The sequence below is a fragment of the Paeniglutamicibacter sp. MACA_103 genome (assembly GCF_045798555.1).
GTDB lineage: Bacteria > Actinomycetota > Actinomycetes > Actinomycetales > Micrococcaceae > Paeniglutamicibacter.
In genome coordinates, this window is the sequence record NZ_JBIXLN010000009.1 from 103,421 (window position 1) to 123,139 (window position 19,719).

At 64.6% G+C, this 19,719-nt stretch carries 18 protein-coding genes and 2 tRNA genes; 4 read left to right on the forward strand and 16 right to left on the reverse strand.

Annotation, left to right across the window (positions count from 1 at the left end):
- The first annotated feature begins 33 nt into the window (after positions 1 to 33).
- The 3 genes from ACIPVK_RS06380 to ACIPVK_RS06390 are packed head-to-tail and all read left to right on the forward strand — an operon-like array spanning position 34 to position 2,662.
- Positions 34 to 750: a LytR/AlgR family response regulator transcription factor gene (locus ACIPVK_RS06380; protein WP_407611120.1), complete on the forward strand. Its 717-nt coding sequence runs from the start codon at positions 34 to 36 to the stop codon at positions 748 to 750.
- Positions 747 to 1,181, forward strand: coding sequence for a hypothetical protein (locus ACIPVK_RS06385; RefSeq protein WP_407611121.1), 435 nt, complete (start codon positions 747 to 749; stop codon positions 1,179 to 1,181). The genes ACIPVK_RS06380 and ACIPVK_RS06385 overlap by 4 nt, the downstream gene beginning before the upstream one ends.
- The gene (locus ACIPVK_RS06390) at positions 1,181 to 2,662 is read left to right on the forward strand and encodes a cation acetate symporter (RefSeq protein ID WP_407611143.1); all 1,482 of its coding nucleotides are present in this window, start codon (positions 1,181 to 1,183) and stop codon (positions 2,660 to 2,662) included. Before ACIPVK_RS06385 ends, ACIPVK_RS06390 begins: the two co-directional genes overlap by 1 nt.
- Before the next feature lie 97 nt (positions 2,663 to 2,759).
- Here the strand turns inward: ACIPVK_RS06390 and ACIPVK_RS06395 are convergent, their stop codons facing one another.
- The 6 genes from ACIPVK_RS06395 to rpsB form a co-directional block, all read right to left on the reverse strand.
- Positions 2,760 to 3,344, reverse strand: a complete 585-nt coding sequence (locus tag ACIPVK_RS06395) for a DivIVA domain-containing protein (RefSeq protein WP_407611122.1) — start codon at positions 3,342 to 3,344, stop codon at positions 2,760 to 2,762.
- Positions 3,345 to 3,483: 139 nt separating this feature from the next.
- Positions 3,484 to 4,416: a phosphatidate cytidylyltransferase gene (locus ACIPVK_RS06400; protein WP_407611123.1), complete on the reverse strand. Its 933-nt coding sequence runs from the start codon at positions 4,414 to 4,416 to the stop codon at positions 3,484 to 3,486.
- The gene (gene frr, locus ACIPVK_RS06405; RefSeq protein WP_407611124.1) at positions 4,416 to 4,973 is read right to left on the reverse strand and encodes a ribosome recycling factor; all 558 of its coding nucleotides are present in this window, start codon (positions 4,971 to 4,973) and stop codon (positions 4,416 to 4,418) included. Before frr ends, ACIPVK_RS06400 begins: the two co-directional genes overlap by 1 nt.
- Positions 4,974 to 5,071: 98 nt before the next feature.
- Positions 5,072 to 5,815 (reverse strand): UMP kinase, encoded by a 744-nt coding sequence (gene pyrH, locus ACIPVK_RS06410; protein WP_407611125.1) that lies wholly within the window; start codon positions 5,813 to 5,815, stop codon positions 5,072 to 5,074.
- Between the two features lie 204 nt (positions 5,816 to 6,019).
- Positions 6,020 to 6,859: a translation elongation factor Ts gene (tsf, locus tag ACIPVK_RS06415; RefSeq protein ID WP_407611126.1), complete on the reverse strand. Its 840-nt coding sequence runs from the start codon at positions 6,857 to 6,859 to the stop codon at positions 6,020 to 6,022.
- 141 nt (positions 6,860 to 7,000) lie between these two features.
- Positions 7,001 to 7,912 (reverse strand): 30S ribosomal protein S2, encoded by a 912-nt coding sequence (rpsB, locus tag ACIPVK_RS06420; protein ID WP_407611127.1) that lies wholly within the window; start codon positions 7,910 to 7,912, stop codon positions 7,001 to 7,003.
- 433 nt (positions 7,913 to 8,345) lie between these two features.
- Between rpsB and ACIPVK_RS06425 the strand changes: the two genes are divergently transcribed.
- Positions 8,346 to 8,867, forward strand: coding sequence for a M23 family metallopeptidase (locus ACIPVK_RS06425; protein ID WP_407611128.1), 522 nt, complete (start codon positions 8,346 to 8,348; stop codon positions 8,865 to 8,867).
- Here ACIPVK_RS06425 and ACIPVK_RS06430 read toward each other — a convergent pair.
- From ACIPVK_RS06430 to ACIPVK_RS06475, 10 genes are all read right to left on the reverse strand, one after another.
- On the reverse strand, positions 8,864 to 10,018 hold the full coding sequence (locus ACIPVK_RS06430) for a glycosyltransferase (RefSeq protein ID WP_407611129.1): 1,155 nt from the start codon (positions 10,016 to 10,018) through the stop codon (positions 8,864 to 8,866). The two genes, ACIPVK_RS06425 and ACIPVK_RS06430, sit on opposite strands and share 4 nt — an antisense overlap.
- A 336-nt stretch (positions 10,019 to 10,354) precedes the next feature.
- Positions 10,355 to 10,428 (reverse strand) — tRNA-Ile (locus ACIPVK_RS06435).
- Positions 10,429 to 10,554: 126 nt separating this feature from the next.
- Positions 10,555 to 11,742, reverse strand: coding sequence for a glycosyltransferase (locus ACIPVK_RS06440; RefSeq protein ID WP_407611130.1), 1,188 nt, complete (start codon positions 11,740 to 11,742; stop codon positions 10,555 to 10,557).
- Between the two features lie 92 nt (positions 11,743 to 11,834).
- Entirely contained in the window at positions 11,835 to 12,746 is a 912-nt protein-coding gene (locus ACIPVK_RS06445; protein ID WP_407611131.1) for a DMT family transporter, read from the reverse strand.
- Positions 12,734 to 13,354 carry a CDP-alcohol phosphatidyltransferase family protein gene (locus ACIPVK_RS06450; RefSeq protein WP_407611132.1) on the reverse strand — a complete coding sequence of 207 codons (621 nt, stop codon included), beginning with the start codon at positions 13,352 to 13,354 and terminating at the stop codon, positions 12,734 to 12,736. The genes ACIPVK_RS06445 and ACIPVK_RS06450 overlap by 13 nt, the downstream gene beginning before the upstream one ends.
- A gap of 163 nt (positions 13,355 to 13,517) precedes the next feature.
- On the reverse strand, positions 13,518 to 14,393 hold the full coding sequence (locus tag ACIPVK_RS06455) for a phage holin family protein (RefSeq protein WP_407611133.1): 876 nt from the start codon (positions 14,391 to 14,393) through the stop codon (positions 13,518 to 13,520).
- Positions 14,394 to 14,555: 162 nt separating this feature from the next.
- A tRNA-Asn gene (locus ACIPVK_RS06460) sits at positions 14,556 to 14,628 on the reverse strand.
- Between the two features lie 97 nt (positions 14,629 to 14,725).
- Complete coding sequence (locus ACIPVK_RS06465; RefSeq protein ID WP_407611134.1) at positions 14,726 to 16,408, reverse strand: ABC-F family ATP-binding cassette domain-containing protein; 1,683 nt, start codon at positions 16,406 to 16,408, stop codon at positions 14,726 to 14,728.
- Positions 16,409 to 16,482: 74 nt separating this feature from the next.
- A complete protein-coding gene (locus tag ACIPVK_RS06470; protein ID WP_407611135.1) occupies positions 16,483 to 17,919 on the reverse strand; it encodes a lipase maturation factor family protein in 1,437 nt (478 codons plus the stop codon).
- 320 nt (positions 17,920 to 18,239) lie between these two features.
- Positions 18,240 to 19,719, reverse strand: a 1,480-nt coding sequence (locus ACIPVK_RS06475; RefSeq protein WP_407611136.1) for an NtaA/DmoA family FMN-dependent monooxygenase, incomplete at its 5' end; no start/stop codon positions are given.

Sequence of the window (19,719 nt, forward strand, 5' to 3'; positions counted from 1 at the left end):
GGTTCCCGGGGGCGTACGGGTAAAATGGCGTGCATGATTAACGTGGTCGTCGCCGACGATGAACTGCCTGCCGTTGAGGAATTGGCGTATTTGTTGTCGCTCGATTCACGGGTGGGCACCATCCACCGGGCCAACTCCGGGGCCGAGGCCCTGAAGGCCCTGGAGGAATTCGAGGTCGACGCCCTCTTCCTGGACATCCACATGCCGGCGCTCTCCGGGCTGGACATCGCCCGGGTCATCTCCCGCTTTACCCGTCCCCCGGCCGTGGTCTTCGTGACCGCCGACGAGGACCAGGCGCTGGAGGCCTTCGAGCTGGCCGCGGTGGACTACGTGCTCAAGCCCGTGCGCCCCGAGCGCCTGGCCGAGTCGGTCCGCCGCATCTGCGAGCTGGCCGAGGAGGACACCGCCCAGCCGGAAATGGTCACCGTGGAAAAGGGCGGCATCACCAAGATGATCCGCAGGGACGAGATCCGCTACGTGCAGGCCCAGGGCGACTACGCCCGCCTGCACACCAAGGACGCCAGCTACCTGATCCGGGTCCCGCTCAACGACCTGGAACAGCAGTGGGGGCCTGCGGGCTATGTCCGCATCCACCGCTCCTACCTGGTGGCCATGGACAAGATCGACACCGTCAGGCTGGCGACCGGCAAGGCCGTGGTTCTCATCGGCGGCACCGAGCTGCCGGTCAGCCGCCGCGCCCTGCCCTACCTGCGCGAGAAGCTGGCAGCCAACCGCGTCAGGCCGCTGTGAGCGAATCCGGCGCCGCCGCACCCGGACCGGGAGGATCCCCCGGGCCGCGCCCGGTCCCGGCTCCCTCCCCCGCCGACGGTCTGCCGGCGCCCACCGGCGCCCGGGTGCGGGTCAGCGCCCCGGCCGGGACCATGCTGAACATCGTCCGCCGTTCCGCCCCGGATGCCGCCGACACCTTCTACGTCCACTCGCTGATCCGCTCGCAGCTGCGCCTGGCCGCCTCGGTGGCCCTGGCATTCCTGCTGTTGCTGGTGGGCCTGGCCGTCATGGTCTTCACCTGGCCGCAGATCAACGACATCCGCCTGGCCACCATCCCGCTGCCGTGGTGGCTGCTGGGGGTCGGGGTGTACCCGTTGATCATGGTCTGCGCGTTCCTGTTCAACCGGGCGGCGGCCCGCAACGAGGCCAAGTACCGGAGCATCGCGAAGTGATCAATCCGGCCGTTGCCCTGCTCTCGGTGTTGCTGGTGTCCCTGGCGACGGTGCTCATCGCCGTCAACGGACTGCGGCTTTCGCGCACCACCGGGGACTTCTACGTGGCCTCGCGCACCGTCAAGCCCTGGTGGAACGCCAGCGCCATCGGCGGGGAATACCTCTCCGCCGCCTCCTTCCTGGGCATCGCCGGGCTCATCGTGGTCTCCGGGCAGGACGGGCTGTGGTTCCCCATCGGGTACACGGCCGGCTACCTGATGCTGCTGCTCTTCGTCGCGGCGCCGCTGCGCCGCTCGCGGGCCTACACCATCCCCGACTTCGCGCAGATCCGGCTCGGGTCCATGAAGCTGCGCCGGCTCACCAGCTTCCTGGTGGTGGTCATTTGCTGGCTGTACATCGTCCCGCAGCTGCACGGTGCCTCGCTGACGCTGGGCATCAGCACCGGGCTTCCGGGCTGGCTGGGCTCGGCGCTGGTGATGGGGATCGTCTGCCTCACCGTGCTGGCCGGCGGCATGCGCTCGATCACCTTCGTCCAGGCATTCCAGTACTGGCTCAAGCTCGCGGCCCTGGCGATCCCGGCCGTGTTCCTGCTGCTGCACCTGGGCCTGTCCGGGGAATCGGCGACCCTGGGCGGCGCGGTCTTCGACCGGGCGGCGGACCCGGCGGCCAACCAGGGGCTGTACTACAACATCTCGCTGCTGGTCGCCCTGCTCTTCGGCACCCTGGGCCTGCCGCACGTGCTGGTGCGCTTCTATACCAACCCCGACGGGCCTTCTGCCCGCAAGACCACCGCGATCGTGCTGGGCCTGTTGGCCCTGTTCTACCTCTTCCCCACGGTGCTGGGCATCCTGGGACGGGCGTACACCCCGGAGCTGGCCACCAGCGGCAACGCCGATGCCACGGTGCTGCTGCTGCCCGGGCGCATCGTGGGCGGCACCGCCGGCGACGCGCTGACCGCGATCATCATCGGCGGGGCCTTCGCCGCGTTCCTCTCCACCTCCTCGGGCCTGGTGGTGTCCCTGGCCGGCACCATCTCGCAGGACCTGTTCCGCGGGACGGTGCGCGGGTTCAGGATCTCGACGCTCATTGCCACCGCCGTCCCCCTGCTGCTGGCCATGGGCACCTCCAGCCTGGCGCTGGCCGGGGCCATCGGCTCGGTCTTCGCCTTCACCGCCTCGACCATCTGCCCGCTGCTGCTGCTGGGCATCTGGTGGCGCGGGCTCACCGTCGCCGGGGCGATTTCAGGCATGGTGACCGGCGCGGTGGCATGCGGGGCGTCGCTGATGCTGGCTGCCGCGCTGCCCAACGAGCCACATTCCTTCCACGCCCTGCTGGCCCAGCCCGCGGCTTGGTGCGTCCCGCTGGCGTTCCTGGTGATGATCTTCGTGTCCCTGGCCACCGGGCGCCGTTCCACCGGGCGCGTCGATGCGGTGATGGCCCGGTTGCATGTGCCCGAGGCACAGGGCGAACCGCTGCCCTGACCCGGGACGCTGCCCCATGTCCCCGGGGCACAAAAAATGCGGTTGGCCCGGTGCCAGACACCAAGCCAACCGCATTGAATCCTTCGAGCGCCCGTCGCTAGTCGATCGAGGCCATCAGCTCCACGACGCGGTCCAGGAACGCATCGACCTGCGACTCCTCGTAGCCGTGCTCGCCCTCGGCCCGGCGGAACTCCGCACGGCGCACCGCGTCCACGCTCATCGGGACGTCCTTCTCGAAGTAGTCGATGAGCTGGGCGCAGAGCTTGTCCACGTCCTGCACGTTGTAGCTCGAGGCGCTGGAGCGCGAGGGCCGGCGGAAGCGTTCGCCCGGGGACCGGTGCAGGCGTCCACGCAGGATCGCGGAGAGCCGTCCGACCTGCTGCAGCCAGGCGTCCTCGCCGTTGGTCTGGATCAGGGCGTCGCGTTCGCGCTGGGCAAAGACGTCCTCGAGCCGGTCCAGTGCCCCGTCGACCTCGCGGGCGCTGTAGCCGCCGCGCTGGGCCGGGAAGACGGTGCGGCGCACCATGTGGCTGGTGACAATCGAATCGTCGTCACCGTCGCCGTTGAACGTGGCGCGGGCGCGGGCGAGGAACACATCCACCTGTTTGGTGTTGTAGCCGAAGTCCTTCTCCCCCACGCGCTCAAAGGGGCTGGGGGCCGGCTGTGCCTTGTCCTGACTCACAATTCTTTCCTTGATCTCGGTATTGCGTACCGGAAAACCGGCACCTTGCGTCTGGCGGGTGGTGCGATGCCCCGGATTCGACCGGGCACGGTCGCAACGCCCTGCATATCCATCTTAGGGATGCTTTGGCACCGGTGGCCTACAGCGCGCCGGGCATCAGCAAAATGGTGAGGATATACGTCACCGGGATGGCGAAGAGCACCGAATCGAGCCTGTCCATGACCCCGCCGTGGCCCGGCAGGATGTTGCTCATGTCCTTGATGCCCAGTTCCCGCTTGACCATCGACTCGGCCAGGTCCCCGGCCGTTGCGGCGACAACCGTCGCGACCGCCAGCGGGATGCCGACCCACCAGGGTGCATCCAGCAGGAAGACCGCCGCGGCGATGCCCACCGCGGTGGCCCCGGCAACCGACCCGGCAAAGCCCTCCCAGGACTTCTTGGGGCTGATCTTCGGGGCCATCGGGCGCTTTCCGAACAGCACGCCCACCAGGTAGCCGAACGTGTCGTTGGAAACCACCAGCAGCAGCATGGTGGTCACCAGCAGGTGCCCGTCCGGCTCGTTCAGCAGCAGCACCGCGAAGCTCAGCAGCAGCGGCACCCACGTCAGGACGAAGAGGCTTGCAACGATCGAATGCACGGACTTGGCCGGGCCCTCGATGATGCGCCACAGGAAGACCAGCAGCGCGCTGGCGGTGAACGCCATGCCGAGGGCCTCGAGGCCTCCGTAGTACGCGGAGAACGGCAGGGCCACCCCGGCAACCGCCAGCGGCACCAGCGGCGTGTCGACTCCCCCGCCGTTCAGCGCGCGGGAAACCTCCCAGCTGCCCACGACGCCGAAGACCGCCACCGTGGCGACGAACGCCAGCGGCAGCCAAAACAGTCCGGTCAGCACCACGGCCAACAGCACCAGTCCCACGACGATTGCCGCGGGGAGGTCGCGTCCGGCCCGTGAGGGCTTGGTCCGCTTGGCCTTGCGGCCGCGCCTGGTCGATGGTTCAAGCCCGCCGGGTTCCGGCGTCGGCTCCGGAAGGGACCCCGCGGCTCCTTCGCTCGGCTCGGTGGGATTGGACATTAGACTTCCAGCAGCTCGGCTTCCTTGCGCTTAAGCAGGTCGTCGATGCCGTCGGTGTGGGACTTGGTCAATGCGTCGAGGTCCTTTTCGGCGCGTGCGCCTTCGTCCTCGCCGACTTCGCCGTCCTTGACCAGCTTGTCAATGGCATCCTTGGCCTTGCGGCGCAGGTTGCGCAAAGCGACCTTCGCGTCCTCGCCCTTGACGCGCACGACCTTGACGTATTCCTTGCGGCGCTCTTCCGTCAGCACCGGCATGATCACGCGGATGGTCTTGCCGTCGTTGGACGGGTTGGCTCCGACCTCGGAGTCGCCCAGGGCCTTTTCGATCTCGCGCAGCGCAGTGACGTCGTACGGGCTGATCATGATGGTGCGCGCGTCCGGGGTGGCGAAGGATGCCAGCTGCTGCAGCGGGGTCGGGGTGCCGTAGTAGTCCACCATGACCTTGGCGTACATACCCGGGTGGGCGCGGCCCGTGCGAATCGCGGAGAAATCCTCCTTGGCGGATTCGATGGTGCGGTCCATCTTGTCGGCAACTTCGGCGAGGGTTTCCTCAATCACGGTCTACTCCTTAGAATCGGCTCCCAATACGTGGGCTGGCCGGGTAATTTTGGGCTTGTGAACAATCCTATGCCACGGACGGGCGTGGCACGGGGCACCTAGATGGTGACGCGGGTGCCGATCTTCTCGCCAAGGATGGCGCGGGTGACGTTTCCGTCGCCCTCCATGCCGAAGACCATCATCTCCAGCTTGTTGTCCTTGCACATGGTCATGGCGGTCTGGTCCATGACGCGGATGTCCTTGATGAGCGCTTCCTCGTAGGTCAGGTGCTCGAGCTTGGTGGCCGTGGGGTCCTTCTTCGGGTCCGCGGTGTACACGCCGTCGACCCCGCTCTTGGCCATCAGGACCACGTCGGCGTCGACCTCGAGGGCGCGCTGGGCGGCCACGGTGTCGGTGGAGAAGTACGGCAGGCCGGCGCCGGCGCCGAAGATGACGACGCGGTCCTTTTCCATGTGGCGGATGGCGCGGCGCGGGATGTAGGTCTCGGCGACCTGGGCCATGGAGATCGCGGACTGGACGCGGGTGTCGACGCCGGCCTGTTCCAGGAAGTCCTGCAGGGCCAGGCAGTTCATGACGGTGCCCAGCATGCCCATGTAGTCGGCACGCGAGCGGTCCATGCCGGAGGCCGAGAGCTCTGCGCCGCGGAAGAAGTTGCCGCCGCCGACCACGATGGCGACCTCCACCTTGCCCACGGTCGCGGCGATCTGCTCCGCGATGCCACGCACGGTGACCGGGTCGACGCCCAGCTTGCCGCCGCCGAAGACCTCGCCGGAGAGCTTCAGCAGGACCCTGCGGCGACGCGGGGCGGGGGTGTGTTCGTGCGTTTCGAGGGTTGCGTCCATGGGGTGTCATTCCTCCTGCGTGCGGGTCGGTGCCGGCCCACGTCGTTGCTGTTTGGGATTGGCCTGCCCACGGGCGCTGGCGGCCTGGGGCTGGCAGGAAAAAGGGGCGGCCACCTTGAAGTGGCCACCCCCTTTACCTTGGTGTGAAGCAATTGGTTACAGGTGCCGGGGCTCCGTGAACCAATTTACCTGCTGTCGAGCCGATTAGGCTCCGACGCGGAAACGCGAGAAGGCGGTGGCTGCAACGCCGGCTTCTTCCAGCACCTTGCCCACGGTCTTCTTGGCGTCCTTGGCGAATGCCTGGTCGACCAGCACCTGCTCCTTGAAGAAGCCGGTGAGGCGTCCTTCAACGATCTTCGTCAGTGCGGCTTCGGGCTTGCCCTCGGCAACTGCGGTCTCCATGGCGATGCGGCGCTCGGACTCGACGATCTCGGCGTCGATGTCGTCGCGGGACAGCACGGTCGGTGCCATTGCGGCGGTGTGCACTGCAACGTCGTGTGCAACGGTGGCAGCGGCTTCGCCGGCGCCGTCCACTGCAACGAGGACGCCAACCTGGGCCGGCAGGTCCTTGGAGGTCTTGTGCAGGTAGGCATCGACCGATGCACCCTCAAGACGGGACAGGCGACGGACGATGACCTTCTCGCCCAAGACTGCGCCCTCTTCGGTGACGACGTCGGCCAGGGACTTGCCCTCGACGTCGACAGCCAGCAGGGTCTCCAGGTCGGCTGCGCCCGAGGAGACGGCAACTTCCAGGACCTTGGCAGCCAGTGCGATGAACTTGTCGTTCTTGGCGACGAAGTCGGTCTCGCAGGAAAGCTCGATCATGACGCCGACGGTGCCGTCGACGACCTTGGCGGCAACGAGGCCTTCCGAGGTCGCGCGGCCCTCGCGCTTGGTGGCGCCCTTGAGGCCCTTGATGCGGATGAGCTCCATGGCCTTGTCGGCGTCGCCGTTGGCCTCGTCGAGGGCCTTCTTGACGTCCATCATGCCAGCGCCGGTGCGCTCGCGCAGTGCCTTAATGTCAGCAGCGGTGTAGTTTGCCACGTGCAACCCCATTCATAAGTGGTTTTGAGCTTTTTCGCCGAAGGACGGGCCATTGTGGCCCGTCCCGCGGTTTGTCCCGGGCTGCCGGCGCTCCCCCGCAAGGCGGGAAAGCGCCGGCGACCCGGGACCTTGGTTTTGTGACTACTCGGCCGAAGCGGCCGGTGCCTCTTCTGCAGCCGGAGCTGCTTCAGCGACAGGTGCTTCTTCAGCAACCGGTGCGGCTTCAACAGCTGCTTCAGCTACCGGAGCGGCTTCAACAGCAGCTTCAGCGGCCGGAGCCTCGGTCTTGCCGGCTTCGAGCAGTTCGCGCTCCCACTCGGCCAACGGCTCGGCCGGGGCTTCGGTGTTGCCTGCAGCCTTGTTGTTGCGGGCGATGAGGCCAGCGGCAACGGCGTCTGCAACAACGCGGGTGAGCAGGTTGACGGAGCGGATGGCGTCGTCGTTGCCCGGGATCGGGTACTGGACTTCGTCCGGGTCGCAGTTGGTGTCGAGGATGGCAACAACCGGGATGCCCAGCTTGCGTGCCTCATCGATGGCCAGGTGCTCCTTCTTGGTGTCGACAACCCAGAGGACCGAAGGGGTCTTCGTCAGGTTGCGGATACCGCCAAGGTTGGTCTGAAGCTTGGTCAGCTCGCGCTTGAGCAGCAGCAGCTCCTTCTTGGTGTGGCCCGAACCGGCAACATCCTCGAAGTTGATCTCTTCCAGTTCCTTCATGCGCGAGATGCGCTTGGAAACGGTCTGGAAGTTGGTGAGCATGCCACCGAGCCAGCGCTGGTTGACGAAGGGCTGGCCAACGCGGGTAGCCTGCTCCGAAATTGCTTCCTGAGCCTGCTTCTTGGTGCCAACGAACAGAACGGTGCCGCCGTGGGCAACGGTCTGCTTGACGAACTCGTAGGCGCGGTCGATGTACGACAGCGACTGCTGCAAGTCAATGATGTAGATGCCGTTGCGCTCCGTGAAGATGAATCGCTTCATCTTCGGGTTCCAACGACGGGTCTGGTGTCCAAAGTGAACGCCGCTGTCGAGCAGCTGGCGCATGGTTACGACTGGCATGTCGCAACTCCTTCCGGCAGTAGCTGGCCGGCCCATCACTGGACCGCGGTAACTGCCATTGTTATCGGTTGATGGTGCGCATCCGGAATTGGACGCGACCCCTGGCATGGACGGAACGGCGAACCGTTCCCGCCAACACCCCAACCGACGAGAGTCGGACCGTGGGCCTGGCGGTCGCACGCGGCCGGCCGCCACGAAGGTGGAGGATTTGGCCGCATGGAGCGTTCATGCGCGAAGTCAGTTTCATGTGTTCTTCCTTTCGCGCAGGCGAGAAGAAGGCACAGAGAACCGCGTGTTCCAGTGTACTACAGGCAGGTGGCCCGAAAATTGACCCATCCGCACAAGCGCAAGGGACGTGCATCACATGCCGGTTGCCTCCACAGGGCGGCCGCCATCAGGCCGCGGGGCCGCCAGAACCCAACATGCTTGGGGCATGAAAATCGTTTCGGCCTTGGCAGGTTTCACGATCGGCACCCTTGTGCTGCTGGCCCCGGCCAGCGTTCCCCCGCCCGTCCCCGGCCAGGCAAGCCAGCGCGCGGCCCCCACCGGCGCGTGGAGCTGGCCGCTGCCCCCGGTGCCGCGGGTCGTGCGCGCATTCGACCCGCCGGCCCAACGTTGGCTCAGCGGCCACCGGGGCGCCGACCTGGAGGCCGGCCCCGGGGACACCGTCAGCGCGCCCGCCGGCGGCATCGTCTCCTTCGCCGGGACCGTCGTGGACCGGCCGGTGATTGTCATCAACCACGGATCGGGATTGCTCTCCAGCTTCGAGCCGGTGCGCAGCACCCTGGCGGTCGGTGCCATCGTCTCGGCCCATGACGAGATCGGCGTCGTCGGAACCGGCGCGCACTGCGATGCGCGGTGCCTGCACTGGGGCCTGCGGCTGGACGGTGAATACATCGATCCGTTGCTCACGATCATCGACACCCGTCCCTCGATCCTCCTGCCGCTGGATTAGCCCCGGGGCAGGCCTCGGGGCCCGAACTCGCGATCCGCGTTCTCATAGACCTTGACCATGAGACCGGTCTGCCGGCTTTGGAGGAACGATGCCGGGTCGAAGGAAGAGGTCTGCGGGCCGCGGCCCGAGCGCAGCTGCTCGACGCAGTTGCCCAGGGCGCTGGCAAGTCCGGCAACCGAGTCATCCTCGGTGAGCCAATAGACCCCGTCCGGAAGGTCCTCGGCGATGCTTCGGTCGCTGAGCAGCGACGGCGTGCCCAGGGCCGCCGCCTCGTAGACCGTCATGCCCTGGGTCTCGAACCCCTGGGACGTCTGGACCAGGGCGTCGGCCCGCCTGAGCTCCTCAAGCATTTGCCCGTAGGGAACCTTTCCGCGGATGATTACCGTCGGCTTGTCCATGGACCGGGCCTTGGCTTCCGCCTTGGCCCGGTCCGCGCCGTCGCCGAACACATGGATCTCCGCGTCGACATTTGCGGTGGCAACCGCGTCCAGGAACGGAAGCAGGCGCTTCTCCGCGCTGAACCTGCCCACCCACGCCAGCCTTGGCCGGGGACCCGGTTCGGCCGGTGGCCGGGCCAGCAGACCCGCCGCAATCTCGTCGTCCATGCCGTTGGGAACGACATCGACGTGTGCGAATACGCGTTCGTCCTGCAGCAGTCGGGCGAAGTGGCTCGAGGGTGCGGTCACGCGTTGGGCGTGGTCGGTGAATCGTTGGAGGTACGTCCAGGCATCGGCCGCCACCGGCTTGCCGGTGCGCAGGAACGCCTTTTGCGCGAGGCCGAACCCGCGCTGGACCAGCCCCGGCAGCGGCATCGTTGCGGCGATTCCCACATCCAGCCGATTGTGCATGGTGTGGACGACCGGCAGGTTGTTGGCCTTGGCGAAGCGGTAGCCGATGATGGCCTGCCAGAAATCGGCCTGGACATGCACCACGTCCACCGGCCCGCGACCGGCGATTGCCTGCGCCAGCACCTTGTCGCTGTGGTTCCCGGGGATGCACAGCGAGTACTCCCCCGGACCCAACGGAATCGAGGGCAGTCCGACGATGGCCGGGTCGATTTCATGCTTGCCCCGGTACCTGGGCGAAACGATCGTCACCCGGTGTCCGGCCAATTCAAGGAAGCGCCGTTGCAGCCGAACGGAGGTTTGCATGCCCCCGAGGGTGTCTGGGTGTTGGTCGACGAAGATGACGCAATGCATGGACCGGTCTCGTCCTTTCAGCGGTGGTGCTTGGAGATAAACGTTTTGCAGGCGCTGCATGGGCCAAGGCACAGCAGCGGGGTCGATTCCCCGTCGCAATTCGAGCCTAGCGGAACCCGCGGCAGTCGCTGCGGACGACGGCAGGGTGCGCCCTGCCATCGTTCGGCTGCCGAGATGCCGGGTTTCGGCCGGGAACTACCACCAAAACTCCCATCAAACGCCCGATAAGTACGAAGAACGGCCTAGCCGGAATCCCTCATTGCGGGATCTGGCTAGGCCGTTCGTGTGTAGGGCGGGTGGGGCTTGAACCCACGACAAAAGGATTATGAGTCCTCTGCTCTGACCAACTGAGCTACCGCCCCAATACCGGGTGAACCAGCAAGCATTCCGCCAATGACGGCGATCACTGAAACATCCCCAGCCATCCTAGTGGATTCCGACTCGGGTTTTCATCTTTCCCTGCCAAAAACCCATGGCCAGGACCGCAATCAGGGAAGAAAGTCCTCCGCGGCGGCACCGCGGTAGATCGACTCGAAGGTGTCCATGGTCTTGCTGTGGCTGTGCAAGGCTGCCTTGGCATGCCCCGCCTTGCCCATCATGGCTTGGTCCTCGGGGGCCATGGCCAGGATGGAGTCCAGCTTCCCGGCCAGTCCAGCCCGGTCACCGGGCTCGAACAGGTAACCGTTGACCCCGTCATCGACCAGGTGCGGCAGCGCCATCGCATTGGCCAGCACCACGGGTTTGGATGCCGAGAGGGCCTCCAATGTCACCAGGGACTGAAGTTCCGCCGTGCCGGGCTGGCAGAAGACGTCACAGCGCAGGTAAGCACTGCGGAGTTCCTCGTCGTCGACGTGTCCCAGGAAGTGCACGCGGTTTGCAACCCCCTTTTCACGGGCCAGCTTTTCCAGCGGAGCACGCTGCTCACCGCCGCCGATGACCTCGAGGTGTGCGTCGGGGACCGTCTTCATCAGCGTCAGGGCGTCGATGAGCTCGTTGACATTCTTCTCGACAGCCAAGCGGCCCACGAACAGGATCGTGGGATAGGGATTGCGGTCGATCGACTCCGTGGCCCCGAGCTCATAGTTGCTGGACTCGATCCCGTTGGACAGCGGGAGGACCTTGCCCAAACGCGCGAACTGGGTCATGGCGCGGGCCGCCAGCGGGGTCGGCGTGGTGACGACATTCGCCTTGCCCATGATCTTGCCCATGTCGCGCCAGGAATTCCGCGCCACGATCCGCTTGAACCACTGCGGGAACGGCAGGAACGGGTCCAGGTTTTCCGGCATGAAGTGGTTTGTGGCCACCGTCCGGACGCCCTGCTTGTTGGCGAAGGCCAATGCGCCCTGGCCGATCATGTAGTGGCACTGGGCATGAACGACATCAGGCTTGATCTCGTTGAGCAACTGCTTGATCTCCGGATTGACTTCCCATGGAAAACAAATGCGGAAGTACTCGTGTGTCGGCACCGCATGCGAGCGCAACCGGTGGACGGTTGCCTCTGGCAGGACCTCGGTGACGGTGGGCCCCTTGTCCGGCCGGGTCGCCATGACGTGCACCTGGTGTCCGCGTTCGGTCATGGCCGTGGCCAGTCGATGGCAAAAGACTGCTGCGCCGTTCACGTCCGGATGATAGGTATCAGCCGCAATCACGATTTTCAATGGTTTCTCGCCCGTCACGGGGTGTGTTCACTCCTTGACATGACCGCTTTTCGAGGCCACGCTTGTCGTTTCATTGTCTTGGTTGGGCAATCGCAGGAATTCGGCAATGTCTATTTTCCATCGGTGACCTTGGTGCGACGCTTGGCTTCGGCCTTGCGTTCAAGCACGTCCGGGTGATGTCGCGACAAGGCGATCACCCCTACGATAGCAATGCAACCTGCGCCCACCATGCTTAGCGCGATGGCGGGTTGGACATTGGGATCCAACTCACCCAGGATCACAATCCCGATGGAGATCCCAACGATGGGGTCGATGACCGTCAGCCCGGCAATGACCAAGTCCGGAGGGCCCTTCGAATAGGCATTCTGCACGAAGTAGGAACCCAGCAGTCCCGCAACAGCCACGGCAATGACGGAGTACCAGGAAATGTTGGCCAGGAACCGTCCGTTGGGTACAAGCAGGGTCACGGAAATGGTGCGCACCAACACGGCCACGAACCCGAAAAGGACCCCGGCGCCCAGAATGTAGAAGAACGCGCCAAGCCGATGGGGGAAGAGCACGACGGCTCCACCGAATACGGTAACGGCGATCGCCAGGATCAGGATAGTGATCAGTTCCTGGCCACCGGTGATCCGGTGCTCCTCGGCACTGACCTCGATGGCCAGGAAGACGAATGCGGCGCTGCCCACCATGCAGGCAATGATCGCCAGGATGGTGGGCCGATTCATCTTGATGTGGTGCTCACGGGCATTGACGACCGTGGTGATGACCAGCGCAATCGCGCCAATGGGCTGGACCACGGTCAACGGTGCGCTCGCCAGGGCGTACACGTTCAGGCTCATCCCCATGGCCAGCAGGAGCAGCCCCAACACCCAACGGGGCGTCCTGAAGAATCGGAGCATCCCGATTCCGGTTACGTCGAGTCCGCCGGCGCTGGCACGCACCGCGCTGGATTGCCGTTGCGTTCCAAAGGCCAGAAAGAACGCCCCGGCGATTGCGGCCGTGACCGCTAGCCAGACCATTCAGTTCCCGATTTCAGCGCCTTGGCCTTGCGCCGTGCCAGCACGAAGTACTGCGCCGCCGCAATCACGTGAAGCACGCAGGCCAGGGCCAGGGCCCAGGTTGCAATGTCGCCCAGGATGGTTCCCTTGCCCCAATTGGTGTTGCCCAGGAGCAACAACGGCGTTCCGACCAAAAGCAGCGCTGTTCGGAACTTTCCAAGGTTGCTGACCGGGAGGTTGGGATTGCCCCGAAAGAGCACCCATGCGTTGACGATCAAGACCACATCGGGGATCACAATCGAGAACACCAGCCACGCCGGGGCAATCTCGGTGGCAACAAAAGTCGTGGCGATGACAATTAGGGCAACCCTGTCGGCGACGGGATCGAGCCATTTGCCCACGGTGGAGATCTGGTCGAGGCGGCGGGCAGCATAGCCGTCGATCCAGTCGGAGGAACCCAGGATTGCCAGGGTGAGTGTCGCCCAGCCGTAGTGCATGGTCAGCGTCTGCCAGACAAAGAGCGGCACCAACAGGAATCTGAGAACAGTTATCAGGTTCGGAACCGTCCAGAAGGTGGTGAGCTCGCGGTATTCAAAATTGTCGCGTGTTCCCGCTCCAAAGATGCGCATGCCCTCCTCTTTCATGGTCTGTTCCGAGGTCCTGGGCTGCTGGGCCCATCAATGGTTTTTGTTGAGTTCCGGTTACCGGATTCCTGCTTTCCGATCCGCGCTGGATCGGCAAGCAGAGGGGGAACGCTTCAGGGATGTCGGCCTGAGCGCAACGGGCCGCTGCCTACTTACGCACCAACTTGCGCAAGAAGACAAAGAACATCGTCACCGATCCGGCCATGATGGCCAGCGGCCGCCAGCGTTCGCGCAGGGCATCCTTGGTGTTTTCACCTTCGAGGCCGCTGAGGGACGCGAACTTTCCAGTTGCCTTTTCCGCCCCTTCGGAGAGCTTCTCCGAAGCGCTGTCCGCAAGGTGTCTTGCCTTGCCGGCGGCCTTGGTCACCGCGTCGCCGGCGGCCTGTCCGGCGTCCGAGAACTTTTCTCCCAGGTGCAGGGGCACTTCAAGTTTTTGTCCCAGCCCATCGCGATGCAGGGCGATCTCCTCGCGACGTTCACGGGTACGGATGATCAACTCGTTGTGCGTGGGCTTCTCGGCCTTTGCCTCACGAGCGTCTTCCTTCTTGGCGTCCTTCTCTTCCTTCTTCTTCGATGGCTTCGGCTCATCGAGCGTCGAAACATCGAAGGCGCTGCCGTCCTTGACAACCCCGAGGTCGTGCCGGATTCCGCGGATTGCTTCCTCAGGCACCAGCGGCATGGCCTTCTTGATCTTGAAGAAGGCGAATGCCGCAAGGATCAGTGCAAGGACCAGGAAGCCGGCGGCCACGTACAGCGCGGCCAGCCAGGGATCAATGACGGTACCGATTCCCATGACCAGGGCCACGACCAAGGCAATCACCATGAGGCCAAGCAATGCCAGTGCCACAATTCCGGCGCCGGCCGCAATGCCGACGCTGATGCCCTTTGACTTGAGGACGTTGGCGGCAATGCGCGCTTCGTCAGCCAATTGGTTGGGGATCAGCTGGCTTAGTCCGCCTACCTGTCCCTTGATGGTTCGTGGCGTTGACTGGTATTGGGTGCCAGTCGATTCCGATCCAGACATAGTGTCTCCATTTCATGCGGCCTCGGCCCGGTCCGCTCCACCCAAAACTATCACCCGGACGTGCTTAAACGGCTCAACCTGAAGAGGTACACCCAGGGTATGAGATCGTGTGGAGACGAGGAAACCCCGCCCTCCAATGGAGAACGGGGTTTCCTGTGTACGCTCCTCCGACTGGACTTGAACCAGTAACCCTTCGATTAACAGTCGAATGCTCTGCCAATTGAGCTACGGAGGAATGAAGCAGGTAAAACACTACCAGAGCCCCGAATGTAATCCCAAATCGAGTTCGGCCCGTCAGCTCCGTGCGCCCATGCCCACCGAGCGGGCGGCCGCTACCGCTGGCGTTGGACCCGTGTCTCGTCCCAGACCGGCTCCGCGGACTCGTAAACCTTTCCGTCGGAACCGAACACCAGGAACCGGTCAAACGACCGGGCGAACCAGCGGTCGTGGGTCACGGCCAGCACGGTACCGACGAACGATTCGATGGCCCGCTCCAGCGCCTCCCCCGAATGCAGGTCAAGGTTGTCGGTGGGCTCGTCAAGCAGCAGCAACGTTGCGCCGGAAAGCTGCAACAGCAGGATCTGGAAACGAGCCTGCTGTCCGCCGGAGAGGGAATCGTATTTCTGCTCCGCCTGGCCGGCCAGGCCGTAGCCGTCAAGCGCGCCGGAGGCCGCCTCCCGGGCCATGCCCGAGCGGTGCTCGTCGCCTCGGTGCAGGATGTCCAACAACGTCCGGCCCAGGAGATCGGGGCGGCTGTGGGTCTGGGCGAAGAACCCGGGACGGATGCGCGCCCCGAGCTTCACCGTTCCATTGTGCGGGACCTCGGCAATCTCGATTTCCGAGACCGGCAGGTGTTCGCGTTCCGGGTCGGTTCCGCCCGAGGCCAACAGCCGCAGGAAGTGGGACTTGCCCGAACCGTTTGAGCCCAGGATCGCCACGCGGTCCCCGAACCAGATTTCGTTGCTGAAGGGCTTCATCAGCCCGGTGAGTTCAAGCTTCTCGGCGACGATAGCGCGCTTGGCCGTTCGCCCGCCCTTGAGCCGCATGTTGACGTTCTGTTCAAGCGGGATGGCCTGGGGCGGGCCCGCCTCGAGGAACTTGGCAAGCCGGGTTTGCGCCGCGTGGTACCTGTTGGCCATGTCCGAGCGGAAGGCCGCCTTGTTCTTGTACATGTTCACCAGCTCCTTGAGCTTGGCGTGCTCTTCGTCCCACCGCTTGCGCAGTTCCTCGAAGCGTTCATTGCGTTCACGCCGTGCGTCGACGTAGGAACCGAACGCGCCGCCGTGGATCCATGCGGTCGCCCCGGAGTGTCCGGGCTCGAGCGTGACGATGCGGTTGGCTGCGTTGTTCAGCAGTTCGCGGTCGTGGCTGATGAACAAGACGGTCTTCGGCGAGGCGTTGAGCATGGCTTCGAGCCAGCGCTTGCCCGGGACGTCGAGATAGTTGTCCGGTTCGTCAAGCAGCAACAGCTCGTCGGGGCCTTCGAAGAGGGCCTCAAGGACCAGCCGCTTTTGCTCGCCGCCGGAAAGCGTTGATGCCAGGCGGTGGGCGGCGCGGTCGAAGGGCACGCCGAGCGCAGCCATGCAGACCTTGTCCCACGCGGTTTCCAGCTCGTAGCCGCCGGCGTCTCCCCAGTCGATGATGGCCTGGGCATAACGCATCTGGATCTTCTCGTCATCGGATTCCATCATGAGCAGCTCGGTTTCATCCACGGCCTTCGCCGCTGCCGCCAGGTCTGCCGAGGCGGTGGACACCAGCAAGTCGCGCACGGTGGAGTCGTCACGCACCTGGCCGACGAACTGCCGCATGATGCCCATGCCTCCGGACCGGCTGACTGCACCTTCATCGGATTTGAGGTCGCCGGCGATGATCTTGAAGAGCGTCGTCTTGCCAGCCCCGTTGGGGCCGATCAGTGCCGTCTTGCTGCCGCTGGTCACCTTGAAGGTGACGCCGCCAAGCAGTTGGGTGCCGTCGGAAAGAAAATAGTGAATGTCGGAGACATCGATATGAGCCACCTTCCCATCCTACTGATCCCCGGCCCCGCGCCCCACCGGGTCGCACCGGGGACGGGAAGGACACCCGGAGCGTTTTATCCAGCTGCATTTGGTCGCGCAACGGGGCCGATCACCAGCTGCCGCTGGTCGCGCACCCAATGGGCGCCGGTGTCCCGGTGCTGGGCCGCAGTGGCGAAACGGTAGCGGTAGGTAAGCACGCGGATGAATTGCGGCGGTCTCCCGGAAAACGGGTCGTGGCGCAACAGTGCCAGGGTCCGGGCGTCGGCCTCCAGCAGCCTGGCCAACAGCTCGTAAAACCAGCGCTGGTGCACCGAGTCCAGCGGCAGGAACCACATCATCCAATCCAGACGCAGGTGGTAGGGCGCGAACTGGCGGGGCCTCCTGGACACGTCGCCCGGTTTCCCCTTGAACCCGTATTCCAGCCAGGTCGCGTCCTCGGGCGAATTGGCTTCGGTGCCCTCGATGACGACCTCGATCCGTTGCCGGGTGACCGTGCCGAAGGCCCCGTAGGCGTTGCCCAATTGCCAGCGATTGAAGGACGCATTCATGCGCTGGCGGGAGGAGGACAGGTTGCGCAGCGCCGGAATCGAGAGCCCGGCCAGCAGCAGCGTTCCGGCCAGCACCACCGCGGTCCACCATATCGGCGCCTCGACTCTCGGACCCGTTTCCGGGGGCAGCCATGGGATGAGCCGTCGCAGCACCGGGTCGCTGATCCGGCAGAACGCCAAGACGATGGTGAGCCAGTTCAGCCATGCGAAGTTACCGGTGGCCACCAGCCACGATTGCGTGGCAATGACGATGGCCGCCGCGATGGAGGCAATCGGCTGGGGCGCAAAGAGCAGGAACGGGATCGCCAGTTGAGCAGTGTGGTTGCCCACCGCCTCACAGCGATGCCACCATCTCGGGGCCAGGTGGGCCCGGCGGCTGAACGGGCCAGGCATCGGCTGGGTCTGGTGGTGGTAGTACATGGCCGTGAGGTTTCGCCAGGCCGGGTCCCCGCGCCACTTGATCATGCCGGCGCCGAATTCCAGCCGGAACACCAGCCAGGCAACCAACAGCAGGATGGTTTGCGGCGGCGGGACCTGCCGGGAACCGAGCAGGCCCACGGTGAACCCGGCCTCCAGCAACAGCATTTCCCAGCCGAAGCCGTAGAAGACCTGCCCCACGTTCACGATCGACATGTACAGGCCCCACAGGACCAAGAAGCCGGCCAGCGGCAGCCACGGGGGCCCTGCCTGCGGAAGCCCTGCCACCAGCACCGAGGAGATGGCGATCCCGGCGGCGCACACGGCCACCAGCTTCCGGTCCGAGTACCCGATCCGGCTGAACAACGAAGGTCCGTGGGCACCGGGTCCCACAAGCAGCCGGGGCACGGGAAGCAGCCCTCGTTCTCCGACTAGGGCCCTGAACTGGTTCAGTGTAGAGATGAAGGCAACGAGGTAGATCAGCGCCACCCCGCGTTGCAGGATTTCGCGGGCCATGCCGTAGTCGTGCGCCGCCAGCCACTCCATGGCACCAGCCTAGATTCACCGGGACGCGGTGGCCATGTTCGGCCGCCACCCGACTGGTCGCCCTTGATGTGCGCGATCCGAGAATCGGCTCATAGGTCGGGAAGTGTGTCCGCCAGAAGCCTGCTCCCCATCGCTGGCACGGCAAAACGGGGTTCCCGATAACCTTGGGCCAGTGGTTCCAGTAGTGGGCATCGGCCGTTTGTCCGGACGGAGGATCGACGGCGTAGCCACTGCCACAGAACCGCCCGCCTCGGCCAAGACCGCCCATGTCCAGACCCCTCAACGACCATTCAACTCCGCGGCAAACCAGCCCGCAGGACTTAGCGGGATTGGCTCACCGTCTGCCGGAACGATGCCCCGTACGACGTTGACGGCAGCCGATCTGTTTTGTCCTTGCGGAGCCTGGAGCGCAACGTCCCCGACTTCGGTTCCGAATCGTAGAGCCCGCGCTTGGTAAGCTCGGGAACAACAAATTCAGCGAAATCGTTGAGCGATCCCGGGCTCACCAAGGGATTGATCATGTATCCATCGAGACCAGAGGTTGCCGCATGTTCTTGAATCTGGTCTGCAACATTCGCCGGCGTCCCAATGAATAGCAAGTCTGTGCCGCGGGTGACGTTTTCGAACTTCCGGCGAACGTCTCCAGCAGTCAGTGGTTTATCCGTCGGAGCACCCTTAACGACGTAGGACGTCAGGCCGTTGGAATCCGTGGTGAGTGGTTCGTTATCGGCATACTTGCTCAGGTCAATCCCCGTGTCCCCGGCATAACTAACCAGCTGTGCCTCCAGATGGTAGTTGCTTTGCAGGTCGTCGTACTTCTTTTGCGCCTCGATAGTGGTGGGTGCGGTGATGATTCTGGCCAACGCCATCGATCGAATCTCGCCCGCGGGCCGGCCTCGTTCGGCGGCACGACGATTAATGTCTCCCAACCCGGTGGCAATTTCGTTCGGGTCCTTCTTGGGTAGCAGCACCATTTCGGCGTGCTTAGCGGCAAACTCTCGACCACGTGGTGACCAGCCGGCTTGGTAGAGGGCGGGGGTTCGCTGTGATGACGGGGAGGTTAGCGATGGCCCGTCAACCCGGAAATGTGGGCCGGCGTGATTGATGGGTTGGACCGAACCCGGACGGGCATAAACCCGTTCCGCCTTATTCGCCACAACCGCGTCCGCCGCCCAGCTGCCTTCAAGAAGTTTGTAGATGACGTCCATGAATTCGTCGGCCCGCTCATACCTATCGGCGTGCTTTAGCATCTCGTCCATGCCGAAGTTGCGTGCCGCGCTGGAGAGATAAGAGGTCACGATGTTCCAGCCGATACGGCCGTTACTGATGTGGTCCAGGGTGCCAAATCGCCGGGCGAGCGCGAACGGGTGTTCATACGTCGTCGATGCGGTAATCACGAACGCAAGACGTTCGGTCAGTGCAGCCAAGGCAGGTACATAAACGAAGGGGTCATTCGCCGGAGCCTCCACTGCCCAGCTGAGCGCTGCATCGGCAGACCCACCGTAGACGTCATAGAGACCCAACACGTCTGCGAAGAAGAGCGCGTCAAGGTTTGCCTCCTCGGCGGTGATGGCAACATTTTTCCATCGATCCAGGGAATTGACCTGGAGACGGTCATCCAGCGGGTGAGTCCACAGGCTCGGTGCGCCGCCGCAACCAACGCTGGCCTGCTCGTAAAGGGAAAAGAGAAGTGGGGAAGGGGAAGAATCGCTCATCGAGTCGTGGCGCTTTCGTTCAAGTTGGCCGCGGAACGGCGACCATGGCGGAGGTAAAAGAAGAGGTAGCAAGCGGCCACAAAGG